Raw genomic sequence first — 12,626 nt, forward strand, 5'->3', positions numbered from 1 at the left:
ACGGAAGTACAAAAATTTTCTAACAGTACTTTTATGGTAAAATAATGCAAAAGTAGAGGGGGGATATTTATGATTAGATACCCGTTTTTAGAAGAAAGGGCAACAATAGGGGTTACCGCACCCTCATCGGGGGTACCAAAAGAATTACACGGACTTGTGGAAGCTGCCTGTAACCGTATGAAATCAAAAGGGTTTGATGTTATTTGCGGCGATACGGTTTGGACCCAAAACAAAGCAAGGTCTTCGTCAGCTAAATTTCGGTCAGAAGAGTTTAATAAAATGATGCAGAATGAAAATATTAATCTGATTATTCCGCCATGGGGTGGAGAACTATTAATTGAGATGATTGAATATGTAGACTTTGAAAATATACAAGATAAGTGGATATTAGGCTATTCTGATATTAGTGTATTATTATTAGCTATGACTTTAAAAACCGGTCTTGCCACCGCTCACGGAACAAATTTAGTTGATTTAAGGGGAGAATATTCAGATGAAACGACAGCGATGTGGCAGTCTGTTTTATCCACGAAAAAAGGAGGGTCAATCCAGCAGCATTCATCAGAAAAGTATCAAAAAGAATGGCAGCATGATAAACCTACCCCATATATCTTCCATTTAACCGAACCAACCGATTGGAAAGCCATTTCAAACAATCAAGTCAAAATACAGGGGCGTTTACTTGGAGGATGTATTGATGTGATCAGACATCTAATCGGCACGCCATATGGAGATGTAACGGCCTTTAGGAAAAAGTATATTCAAGATGAACCAGTTATTTGGTTTCTTGAAAACTGTGAACTCTCATCGACTGATTTGCGCCGGTCATTGATTCAGATGAAATTAGCTGGCTGGTTTGATCATTGCTCAGGTATTATGTTCGGCAGAAGTCCAGCCAACACCCCTGTCGATGAATATACAGTTGAAGATGTATATAAGGAACTTTCAGACGAACTTCAAATCCCCATTATATATAACATTGATTGCGGACACGTTCCGCCTCAAATTACTTTTATAAATGGTGCCTTTGCTGAAATTGAGACAAACAATGGAAAAGGTACGGTAATACAGCATTTTAGATGAAAAATAAACCAGAAATGCTCAGAGATGGTCTGAGCATTTTTAAACTGTATCTTTAAAAGTTGTGGTTTATTAGAAGTTAATCGAAGGGCGCCTTTTAATTTGTTAAGCCCGTTTTTATGACATTTCTTTCCCCGGTACAGGTGACGGGTAGCTGACAATGACTGTATCGGCTTTTGCTGCCTTTTTCTTATTAACCAAGTGAAGGGCTAAGGCTGTAAAAATAAAGCCGCCAATAAAGTTGCCGATTGTCACAGGAATTTGATTCCACAGCCACCAATCGCCGAGTGAAATATCAGCACCCATAAGCATAGCTGTAGGAATCACAAACATGTTAACAACGGCGTGCTCAAAGCCATGTGCGAAAAATAAAAAGACCGGAAGCCACATGGCAGCAATTTTTCCAATCGTTGAGCTTGAAACAAAAGCCATAAAAGCACCAAGCGTAACCATCCAATTACATAAAATAGCCTTGGTAATCGCAACGATTAGCCCCTCTCCGCCAAGGCTTTTATAGGCAAGAGTCTTTCCCTCGGCCACCGCAATAATCTTCTCAATCATCGCACTTTCGGTAATGTGCCCAAGTTTTGTCGCAACGATATAAAATAAAACACCATACAAAAGACTGCCTAACAGATTTCCAAGAAACGCCCAGAAAAAGTTGTAGATGACCTTACTGCTGGCAGTAAGACCTCTCAATCTAGCAAGCGGGAGCATCGCGAAGTTCCCAGTGACTAGCTCGAGACTTAATAATAATATAAGTACAAATCCCACTGGAAAGACAAACGCACCAGCAATACTAAGCTTTGTTTCAATCGCAGCAGTAAAGGCAAGCGTTGTGGCAAAGCCCAAAAAAGCACCTGAGAGAATCCCTTTTATTAAAATATCACTCACACTTAAGGTGGATTTATAAGCACCAGCATGTGCCACATCCTCTACTAAATCACCCGGTTTAATATAATCCAAAGTCATGACCCCGTTTCTTTTAAAAAAATAATCCTCTTACCATTGTAATGAGTTACAAATTCCTATGACAAGAATTATTTACAAAAATTTACAATTTTACAATTTGCATGGTGGAAACAGTGGGCATAGATGATATGTTGATTATCTTGTCTTGAATTTCAGCTTTAGACAGATAGGAGTGGTAACTGGTACGCAGAGTCCGAAGTTCATGCAGCTTTAGACAGAATGGAGTGGTAACTGGTACGCAGCGTCCGAAGATCGTGCAGCTTTAGACAAAGATGAGAGAAGATCGGTTCACAGAGTCCGAAGTTCATGCAGCTTCAGACAGAATGGAGTGGTAACTGGTACGCAGCATCCGAAGATCGTGCAGCTTTAGACAAAGTTGAGAGAGGCTTGATTCACAGAGTCCGAAGTTTATGTAGCTTTAGACAAAGTTGAAAGATGATCGGTCCGCAGAGTCCGTAGTCAGTGCAGCTTCAGACAGAGTTGAGAGATGCTCGGGGTTCAGAGTCCGAAGATTGTATAGCTTTAGACAGAAAAAACGGTAACTGGGTCGCAGAGTCCGAAGCCCTCAAAGTTTTAAACAGAAATGGCAATTTTTCGGTCAGTCTGTCCTAAGTACAATAAACAAGCATTAAGAACGAACATATTTGTTTACATTTTTCATGACAATTTATCTAATTTTTCAATTATCATAGTAAAAATGCTACAATATTGGAAAAAGGAGGCAGAACCGCCATGTACGAATTAAAAACTAAGGAAACTGATAACAGCGTTATTGAGTTTATTGAAAAAGTGGAAAGCCCGAAGAAGCGGGTGGATGCCCACAAGCTTTTGGATATTTTTACCGAAACCACCGGCTATGAAGCTAAAATGTGGGGCCCAAGCATAATTGGGTTTGGCAGCTATCACTACAAGTACGCATCCGGCCACGAAGGCGACGCGCCATTGGTAGGCTTTTCTCCGCGTAAAGCCAAGACCAGCTTGTATTTTGCAACGGGAGACCAGGAGCGGGAAGAACTGCTAAAGACCTTTGGCAAACATACCTCAGGCAAAGCATGTGTATACATAAACAAATTGGCTGACGTTGACGTTGATGTGCTAAAAGCACTAATCAACCAATCCGTAAAATTCTTGCAGAAAACCTACCCGGCCAAATAGGGACACAGGGACGGTTCTCTTGTCCCAAAGGGGGAAGTGCGAACATGACTAAAATGATTTTAAAAATCGCAGGCTTGGAACTGCTAGTAATCTTCTTTTTCACACTAAACGGTGCCTATGTAACAATGACAAACCCATTGAATCCTATGATGCAATATATAGGGGTAGTGCCATTAGCCTTAATGATTGCTCTATACCTGACTTTTAAGAAAAAATGGAAGGATTACTTTTCATTTGAAATATCAAAAATATCACCACTGCTTTATTCGCCGCTGCTGCTAGTATTATTGATTATTCTCGTTGGAAATAATGTTTTAAACACAGCCGAATCTGCATCTAATTTTTTCCTCATCCTAATTAGTCAGCTATTTATTATTGCTTTTATCGAAGAAATGGTTTTCCGCGGGTTTATGATGAACATTTTGCTTGCAAAAGGATTTAAAACAGCGGTCATCATTACAAGCCTTTTGTTTGCACTGACCCATTCCTTGCAGCTGCTTGGCGGGCAATCGCTGGAGGAAACGCTAATTCAAATCAGTTATGCTTTTGTAGTCGGTATGACCCTGTCGCTGCTGATCGTTAACGGGCAATCATTAGTGGTGGCCATTGTCTTCCACGGGATTAATAATTTCCTGCAGATGAGTGCCCCAGATTCCGAAGGCTCTTATATCCTTAGCTGCGTGATAATTACTATTTTACTAGTGTATGCGATTATTTTATGGCGGAGGGCAGTTAATCAGGAGGGAGCTTCATCTAATATCAGTGTGAAAATTGATAGTTACTTGTAAAAAATTTAGGTTGAAGGACAAAACTTGTCTATTCTCGAAATAGTAGTCCTTCATAAAGGGTATGAAGGACAATCTAGGCCATATGAAAAAGGGGAATGTCCTTCATAAGGTTAATGAAGGACAATCTAGGCCATATGAAAAAAAGAAATGTCCCTCAGAAAAACTCTGAAAGACATTTCTTTCCAAAAATTAAACCCAACCACGCTCATACTGCTTAGGCCCGGCAATTTTCACACCAAGCTCTTTTGCAGCTGTCCGCGGCCAGTAAGGGTCACGAAGAAGCTCGCGTGCAAGCAAGATGAGATCCGCCCGGTCGTTTTGCAAAATTTCCTCGGCATGGAGCGGGTTCGTAATCAAGCCAACTGCACCTGTAGGAATATCAGCCTCATGTTTGATTTTTTCAGCATAGTTTACCTGGTAGCCTGGGTATGTATTGATTCTAGCAAGAGCCACACCGCCCGAGCTGCAATCGATAAGGTCGACGCCCTGTTCCTTCATCCAACGCGCCATTTGCACATAATCCTCTACACTCATGCCTTCTTCCATATAATCATTGGCTGAAATCCGCACAAACAGCGGGCCGTCCCAGACTGTTTTCACAGCGTCAATAACCTCGCGCAAAATGCGATAGCGATTTTCCGCACAACCGCCGTATTCATCTGTACGCTTATTGGAAAGCGGGGATAAAAACTCATTAATTAAATAGCCATGTGCACCATGAAGTTCAATGACCTCAAAGCCAGCCTTTCTCGCTCTTTCGACACCTTGCTTAAACGCTTCAACCGTTGCCTTAATATCTTCAATTGTCATTTCCTTCGGCGTTTTCGATTCTTCATTAAAAGGAATCGCAGAAGGGGCAATGATTTCACCTTCAAGAACGGCTTTTCTGCCTGCATGGGCAATCTGAATGCCTGGAACGGCTCCGTGTTCCTTCATTAGACTGGTAAGTTCCTGCAAGCCCGCAATATGATCATCGCTCCAAATGCCAAGATCATTTGGCGAAATCCGGCCCTGTGGGGTAACGGCAGTGGCTTCAACAATAATCAGTCCAACCTGGCCAACTGCACGGCTCGTATAATGAGTCCGATGCCAATTGGTGACCATGCCATCCTCCTGATCACAGGAATACATGCACATCGGCGACATCACAATCCGATTTTTTAAAGTAACATTTTTAATGGTAAAAGGGGTAAACAGCTTCGCTTCCATATTAAATCCTCCTTTTTCGTTCTATTTGATAGTATACCAAAATCTGCTAATCCTTCTCACGCAATTCGCTCAAACGATACTTTGTTCCCCGCCAAACGATGCCCCCTCGGCGGTAGGTCAAGAAGCTCGCACGAATGATGGAATAGATAAAAATCAGCGCAGTAATCGGAAATACGAGAAAAAGCAGCGGTGAATAAGTGGTCATTCTTTTAATAATCATTGTATAAATAATGGCAATCAGAATAATGTTTCCAAGACTAAGAATGGTCCAATGTGCCGAAAACACGGTGAAAAAGGGAAGCACCTGCGAAATAAAGACACCAGCAATGGCAAACAGCACCATGCTAATCCGGTAATGCAGCCCGGCAAATGTATTTTTCTCCAGCCCCACAAGAGCTTCCTTCAGATTGCCGTACCACTCAACCTCCAGAAGCTCCATAGCAGTGACAATCCGCTGCTGCATACCCATCTGCTTAATTTTCATGCCAAGCATGAGATCATCGTCGGGCCGCATTTTAATACTTTCATGAGTCCCGAACCTCGCGTAGGCTTCCTTGGAAATCATATTAAACGCACCGATCCCCGTTCCAATTTTCGAGTGTGGCCGGTTCGCCATCCACGGCCGCTTAAAATAGGAAAACCCAAATAAGAAAAAGGAGACAAACGTGCGCAGCCAAAAGCTTTTTCCATGTAAATTCGGTGCTGCCGTCAAATGGTCAAGCTTATTTCTGATAAAATAACGGACAGCCTTGCCGACGGCGTCTTTTTGAAAAAGAACATCCGCATCTGTAAAAAGCAGCAGCTCACCAGAAGCATGCTGTGCACCATTATACAGTGCATGGTTCTTCCCAAGCCAGCCATCTGGCAGGGTGCTGATATGAATAACATTAACCCGCGGATCCAGTTTTTTAAGATGGTCCATGATTTGCCCAGTACGGTCAGTGGAGCGGTCATTGACCAGAATCCACTCGATATTGGAATAGGTTTGCTTTAATTGGCTGAGCACACTTCTCTCAATATCCTTTTCCTCATTCCTGGCCGCAACAATAATCGAAACAAGCGGGCCCTCTGAAAGCGGGGCTTCATCTTCAAGCCGGTGTACAGTTTTTAAACCGACAAAGGAGTCAACGAAGATCCCGGCCCAAACGAGCAAAGAGAGTATAAGTAAAATAGTGATAAGCAAGCAGGGCGCCCCCTTTCTAAGGTCTCCTTGAAAAGCCGTTTGTGTAACCGCAGGAAAATAATGATGAAAGCGAGTCCGAAGCACCACCAACTTCGGACAGCCGCCGTAGAAAAACGGTGCTATGAGTCTGAAGCAACACCAACTTCGGACAGCCGCTGCAGAAAAACGGAACCGAGAGTCCGAAGCACCTCCAACTTTGGACAGCGATCACGGAAAAACGGTGCTGAGAGTCCGAAGCACCACCAACTTCAGACAGCCATCGTAGAAAAACAGTGCTGAGAGTCCGAAGCACCACCAACTTCGGACAGCGATCACAGAAAAACGGTGTCGAGAGTCCGAAGCTACACCAACTTCAGACAGTCATCACAGAAAAAACGGGCCGAGAGTCTGGAGAAACACCAACTTCGGACAGTCGCCGCAGAAAAACGGAACCGAGAGTCCGAAGCAACACCAACTCCGGACAGCCGCCGCAGAAAAACGGGGCCAAGAGTCCAAAGCACCCCCACAAAACCCCTCTTTAGATAAATTCCCTTAATTCTCCAAACGGGATAAGCCCTCGAATAACCTTCCTCAGACCAATCCATTAATCAAATTGTATCCCATCACCAGGCCAAACTCCAAAACCAAGCCCTTGTCAGAAAAAGTCCAAATGAATTCCTACAAAAATAACATAATTACTGTTATTATTAGAAAATACAGAAAATTTATTAGAGACAAAGGAGGTAACAAAAAATGCTCGTCAAATTAAGAGAAGTTGCCCATGCAAGATCCGGAGAGAAAGGCGATTTGTCCAATATCTCCGTAATCGCCTACAACGAAGAAGACTACGAAATTCTTAAAAATCAGGTCACCGTTGAAGCTGTCCGCAAGCTTTATGGTCCGATAACGAAAGGGGACATCATCCGCTATGAGGTACCAAGAATCGGTGCCCTAAACTTCGTGCTGCACGGCATCCTTGAAGGGGGACGCTCACGGACGCTAGCCTTTGATGAGTCAGGGAAGGCATTATCCTCTTTAATGTTAACCATGGATATTGAGGTTTCCGATACATACATCACCAGATCGGCAAAAATGCAATCACTGAAAGGAGCGAACTAAATGAAAACAATCAGACTCGGCGCAGCCACCGGATGGTCAAGAGACAAGTTTGATGCGGCAGAGGATTTGGTGGAACACGGAAACATCAATTATTTATGCTTTGATTCCATGTCTGAAATCACTATGAGTGCGGCTCAGGTCAGCAAAATAGAAAAGCCCAATCTGCCCGGCTATGACCCATACTTGGAGAGCCGAATGACCCCGATTTTAAAATCATGCCACGAAAAAGGGATAAAAATCATCACAAATTCCGGATGGCTGGATCCAGTGGGTGCTGCGCAAAAGGTGGCAGAGATCGCAAAGAAAATGGGCCTTCATGATTTAAAGGTGGCTGCCGTCAGCGGGGGCATTTTAACAGAAACCATTGCCGACATGGGATTAGACTTTATGGAAAACGGGGAGCCAATAAGCAGCTGCCGGGACAAAATCGTTTCGGCTGAAGTGTATCTAGGGGCAAAGGGGATTGTAGAGGCACTTGAAGCGGGAGCGGATATCGTAATCACCACTCGGGTCGGTGATGGCTGTGTGTATCTAGGACCGCTAGCTTATGAATTCAAATGGGATTTTTCAGACTATGATGCCATCGCCAAAGGGATGATAATCGGACATTTGATGGAATGCGGTGCGCAAGTATCTGGCGGGTATTTTGCCGATCCAGGCTATAAGGATGTGCCCGACTTGCATGATGTCGGCAACCCTATTGCTGAAGTGACAGAAGACCAAATTTTTATCACGAAAAATCCACATAAGGGCGGCGTGGTTTCCACAGAAACCTGCAAGGAACAGCTTCTTTACGAGATTCAGGATCCATCACGCTATTATTTGCCTGATGTCGTGGCGGATTTAACAAAGGTATCTTTCCAGCAAGTGGAAAAGGATAAGGTAGAAGTAATCATTGTTGATGGAGCAGGTTTGCCTGAAACGGATACTTACAAAGCTCTAATCGGTTTAAAAGAAGGCTATATGGCCGAGGAAATGGCGGTCTTTGCAGGCCCTGGCGCGATGGAGCGGGCGGAGCTGACCAAAACCATATTAAATGAAAGTTTTAAAAAGCTTAATCTGAACGCAAGTGAAATTCGAATGGATTATTTGGGCTTAAATGCGATTCATCGGGAATCATCACCAGCTTCTGGCCATATACCGTACGAGGTCATTCTGCGAATGGCTATTAAAACGGAGACAAAAGAAGAAGCTGAAAAATTACGGATAGCGATTGATCCTCTGGCTGTCAACGGTCCGGCTGGTACAGGAAAATGGGGATCCATCGGCGGCTCCCGGGTCCGTCCGATTATTGGATTAAACTCTGCCCTAGTTCCAAAGAAAGATGTTCCATATGAAGTAACAATAATCGATTTAAAAAGCTCGATTACTCAATAAGGCGAGGGGGGCTGCTAAAAAAGCCCCCAGTATTATTCTTACAATACCTTCATCTCAGCTCCAAATGCTTTGCCAAGCCGTTTTGATTGCTCCGTTGCTTCTTTAATGCAGTCCACAAACGCATTTTGCACACCATAGGAATCAAGGACTTTAATGCCGGCCTCTGTCGTTCCGCCTGGGCTTGTCACTTCTTTTCGTAATTGCTGCGGTTCTTTTGGCGATTTTGACAGCATTTCCGCGGCTCCAAGCAATGTCTGCACAATCAGTCCTTTGGCCACATCTTTTTCCAGACCGATGTCAGCTGCACTTCTTTCCATAGCTTCAGCGAGATAGTAGATATAGGCAGGACCGCTGCCTGATAAGCCAGTCACCGCATCCAGCTGCTCTTCCTTCACGATTGCCGTCAGCCCAACTGTATCGAATATTTTGCGGCCAAGCTTCTTTTGTTCTTCCGATACCTGATCATTTAATGCCAACGCAGTCGCCGATTTTCCGACTGCTGCTGAAGTATTTGGCATCGCACGGATAACAGCCAGCGATTTTTCAGCTAAGCGTTCAATGCTGTCGATCGCCACCCCAGCCAAAACAGAGATAACTAGCATATCCTTTGTTAAATATTCCTTTATCCGAGAAATTCCGTCAGTCGCATCCTTTGGTTTCATAGCCAAAAAGACAATATCCGCTCCTTGAAAAAATTCTTCCAAATCATACGTTGTCTGCACGCCATAGCGATTATGCAGCTCCGTTAATTTATCCTGATCTTGACGATTAGTGACCCAAATATTTTCACTGCTTATGATTTGATTTTCAACAATTCCAGAAATTAAGGCTTCTGCCATCGATCCAGCTCCAATAAATGCCATCTTTTTCATCATGTTGCCTCCTTTTATTCGCTATCTGCATATCGCCATATAAATAAAAAAGCCCTTTCATCCACTAAAAAGGACGAAAGGACTATGCTTCGCGGTACCACCTTCATTACCTTCACCATATACTGGAAAAAGGTATCTCTGCTCCGTTAACGCCGGATGTACGTTTAGGTTTGCCTAACTGCTCATAAGGTAGGTTCAATGGTCAAGTGGACGGTGAAGCCTTTCAGCCGGTGAGCCTCACTCTCTTTCGCCGTTTTCCATTTACTGGCCCTATTCATTGCCTTTTCACGATGTTCTCTGGGAACTGCCCAGAATTTTCGAAAGATATTAATAGTGATTATGGACGAGGACAAGGCTGTTTGTCAAGGGGTGTTTGTTGAAAAATACAGAATATTTACGAAACCAAATTTGAACATTTTTTAACAATCCTTGGATTTAAGAGATTTCTAGAGAAAACTTGGATAGAATATATATAAAGGAGGCGTGACCGATGGCAGAAAAACGACACACATCAGAAACCGATCCGAAACTACGTGAAAAAAAAGAAGAAGAAATCGAACAAGAATGGCTCCCATCCACTGAGGAATATGTACAAATGATGGAGTGGGGAGTTCTCTAGTCCCCAGCCATAATTTATTTTCAATACACCCGAACCTTAGCACCCTATTGGAGTGCTATTTTTGTTTTTAAAAGCTCTTATTGATTTTATTGTCCCTGAAAAATAGACGGGAAAAATCCGTTTAAATTTAAAAATACTTATATTTTCCCAAAAATAAAGGAGGTTTTTCCGGTTATATATCCAAATCTTTGATTTCTGTCTTATTTAGAACAGTTAATCGGAGTATCTTCTCTTATTTCTGCGCTTTTAGCGTCCACTATATACATTAGCAGGAAACTCTCTGTTTATGAATTCTCATATCTCCACGATCCTGTCATCATCCTCATTATACCCCACACGCAAACACCACTTGTAACTTTCAAAAAATGCAAAAACATGACCCATATGACCCAAAAATCAACCTCATCGATTTTATTCCACAAATTATTGAATTTTACAAAAAATCTAAACATTACTATCATTAAACTAAATAATGGCATTAATTTGGAGGGTGGAAGATGAGTCAGCATTTTGAGTTGTCATGCATTATCGGTGGTCAGCAAGGCGAAGGAATTGAGAGTGTTGGTGAAATTTTAGCGAAGACGATGGGGCGTACGGGTTATTTTTTATTTGGTGCCAGAAACTTTTCATCGCGCATTAAGGGCGGACATACAGATTTTAATCTGCGAATCAGCAAGGAGAGGGTCTATACCACTTCTGAGCAGGTTCATATCCTGTTTGCTTTTGACAGGGAAACGATTGAGCTCCACCAGCATGAGCTTGTGGATAACGGTATCATTCTTTATGATCCAAAAACAGTTCCGATGAAAGATATTGAGCTGCGCCAAGGTATTCAAGCACACGAAATGGCCTTTACTGATATCGCAGGAGAAATTGGCAGCAAGCTGATGAAGAATATTGTCGCTGTTGGGGCGGCTGCAGCCCTATTGGATCAGCCTTTAGAGGTATTTGAAACCGCCATCATCGAGCAGTTTGAGAATAAAGGCAAAGCGATTGTGGAAAAAAATATTTTGGCGTTCCGTAAAGGTCATGAGGATTTACAGGCCATCACAGCAGCTAAATTCTCGCTTGAACAGCCTGAAACTGGAAATCGCATGTTCCTGTCAGGCAATGATGCGATTGCCCTCGGTGCAATTTTAGGCGGATGCCGCTTCATGGCAGGTTACCCGATCACACCTGCATCTGAGATCTTAGAAAACCTTATGAAATTAGTACCTGAATACGGCGGAGTGGTAGTTCAGGCAGAGGATGAGCTGGCATCAGCCGCATTGATCATTGGTGCTGGATATACAGGTGTTCGCGCCATGACAGCGACCGCAGGACCAGGATTATCCTTAATGCAGGAAGCGATTGGCTTGGCTGGGGCGACTGAGGTTCCAATCGTCATTGTTGATTGTCAGCGCGGAGGTCCAAGCAGCGGGATGGCAACTAAGATTGAACAAAGTGATTTGAATGCAATGATCTCTGGTTCCCACGGTGAATCACCAAGAATTGTCTTAACGCCAAGTACGGTGGAAGAAGCCATGATGGATATGCCGAAAGCCTTTAATTTGGCAGAAATGTTCCAATGTCCTGTATTTGTTGCATCAGACTTAATGATTGCTACCTCAAAGCAATCATGCATGGTTCCGGATTTTAGCCAAATTGAAATCAACCGCGGAAAAATGATTAGTGAGGAAGAGCTGCAAAGCTTGGAAGGACCTTTTTATAAAAGGTTTGCTCCTTCTGCAGATGGCATTACCCCACGAAGCATTCCTGGACAAAAGAAAGGCATGCACCATGTAACAGGAATCGAGCACGGACCAACCGGACATCCGAGTGAAAATCCGGACAACCGGATTCAGCAGATGAATAAACGTGATCGCAAATTGGAGTTTGTCCCGCAAAACGATGCGGTTAAATATGAAGGTGCAGAAAAAGCAGACGTCTTGCTCGTTGGATTTGGCTCCACATACGGCGCGATTCGCGATGCACGAAAGCATCTGGAGACCCTTGGAGTATCTGTTGGCCATGCGCATATCCGCATGATTCATCCATTCCCAATGGATATTCTAACCAACTATCTTGACGAAGCATCAACGGTGATCGTTGTCGAGCAAAACTCAACAGGCCAGCTGGCAAGCTTGATTAAGAAGCATAAGGATGTCCATCAAAAGCTTCACAGCTGCTTAAAATTCAGCGGCGTGCCTTTTGCAAAATCAGATATTACATCCTTCTATAAAGACTTAGAAATTCCAAATGTATCTATTCATTCATAAGGAGTCGAGATAAAA

11 protein-coding genes are annotated in these 12,626 nt (G+C 43.3%); 7 read left to right on the forward strand and 4 right to left on the reverse strand.

What is annotated here, in order from left to right; genetic code table 11:
- Nucleotides 1-69 precede the first annotated feature (69 nt).
- Complete coding sequence (locus AC1Q59_RS11390; RefSeq protein WP_492365940.1) at nt 70-1,083, forward strand: S66 family peptidase; 1,014 nt, start codon at nt 70-72, stop codon at nt 1,081-1,083.
- A 114-nt stretch (nt 1,084-1,197) separates the two neighbouring features.
- On the opposite strand, the gene AC1Q59_RS11395 is transcribed toward AC1Q59_RS11390, so the two are convergent.
- Nucleotides 1,198-2,046 (reverse strand): formate/nitrite transporter family protein, encoded by an 849-nt coding sequence (locus AC1Q59_RS11395; protein ID WP_492365941.1) that lies wholly within the window; start codon nt 2,044-2,046, stop codon nt 1,198-1,200.
- A gap of 738 nt (nt 2,047-2,784) precedes the next feature.
- Between AC1Q59_RS11395 and AC1Q59_RS11400 the strand changes: the two genes are divergently transcribed.
- On the forward strand, nt 2,785-3,207 hold the full coding sequence (locus AC1Q59_RS11400; RefSeq protein WP_492365942.1) for a DUF1801 domain-containing protein: 423 nt from the start codon (nt 2,785-2,787) through the stop codon (nt 3,205-3,207).
- A gap of 44 nt (nt 3,208-3,251) precedes the next feature.
- Nucleotides 3,252-3,995 (forward strand): CPBP family intramembrane glutamic endopeptidase, encoded by a 744-nt coding sequence (locus tag AC1Q59_RS11405; protein ID WP_492365943.1) that lies wholly within the window; start codon nt 3,252-3,254, stop codon nt 3,993-3,995.
- A gap of 189 nt (nt 3,996-4,184) precedes the next feature.
- On the opposite strand, the gene namA is transcribed toward AC1Q59_RS11405, so the two are convergent.
- On the reverse strand, nt 4,185-5,204 hold the full coding sequence (gene namA, locus AC1Q59_RS11410) for an NADPH dehydrogenase NamA (protein WP_492365944.1): 1,020 nt from the start codon (nt 5,202-5,204) through the stop codon (nt 4,185-4,187).
- 46 nt (nt 5,205-5,250) lie between these two features.
- Nucleotides 5,251-6,387 (reverse strand): glycosyltransferase family 2 protein, encoded by a 1,137-nt coding sequence (locus AC1Q59_RS11415; RefSeq protein WP_492365945.1) that lies wholly within the window; start codon nt 6,385-6,387, stop codon nt 5,251-5,253.
- Between the two features lie 732 nt (nt 6,388-7,119).
- Here AC1Q59_RS11415 and AC1Q59_RS11420 point away from each other — a divergent pair.
- Both AC1Q59_RS11420 and AC1Q59_RS11425 read left to right on the forward strand, forming a co-directional pair.
- Nucleotides 7,120-7,485 (forward strand): AtuA-related protein, encoded by a 366-nt coding sequence (locus AC1Q59_RS11420; protein WP_492365946.1) that lies wholly within the window; start codon nt 7,120-7,122, stop codon nt 7,483-7,485.
- A complete protein-coding gene (locus tag AC1Q59_RS11425; protein ID WP_492365947.1) occupies nt 7,486-8,862 on the forward strand; it encodes an acyclic terpene utilization AtuA family protein in 1,377 nt (458 codons plus the stop codon). It begins immediately after the preceding gene.
- Between the two features lie 38 nt (nt 8,863-8,900).
- Here the strand turns inward: AC1Q59_RS11425 and proC are convergent, their stop codons facing one another.
- Nucleotides 8,901-9,734 carry a pyrroline-5-carboxylate reductase gene (gene proC / locus AC1Q59_RS11430; protein ID WP_492366090.1) on the reverse strand — a complete coding sequence of 278 codons (834 nt, stop codon included), beginning with the start codon at nt 9,732-9,734 and terminating at the stop codon, nt 8,901-8,903.
- Nucleotides 9,735-10,224: 490 nt separating this feature from the next.
- Between proC and AC1Q59_RS11435 the strand changes: the two genes are divergently transcribed.
- Together AC1Q59_RS11435 and AC1Q59_RS11440 are read left to right on the forward strand one after the other, a co-directional pair.
- Entirely contained in the window at nt 10,225-10,353 is a 129-nt protein-coding gene (locus AC1Q59_RS11435; protein ID WP_492365948.1) for a hypothetical protein, read from the forward strand.
- Between the two features lie 497 nt (nt 10,354-10,850).
- Nucleotides 10,851-12,611: a 2-oxoacid:acceptor oxidoreductase subunit alpha gene (locus AC1Q59_RS11440; RefSeq protein ID WP_492365949.1), complete on the forward strand. Its 1,761-nt coding sequence runs from the start codon at nt 10,851-10,853 to the stop codon at nt 12,609-12,611.
- The last annotated feature ends 15 nt before the right edge of the window (nt 12,612-12,626 follow it).

It is taken from the genome of Cytobacillus sp. MT66 (genome assembly GCF_058792595.1).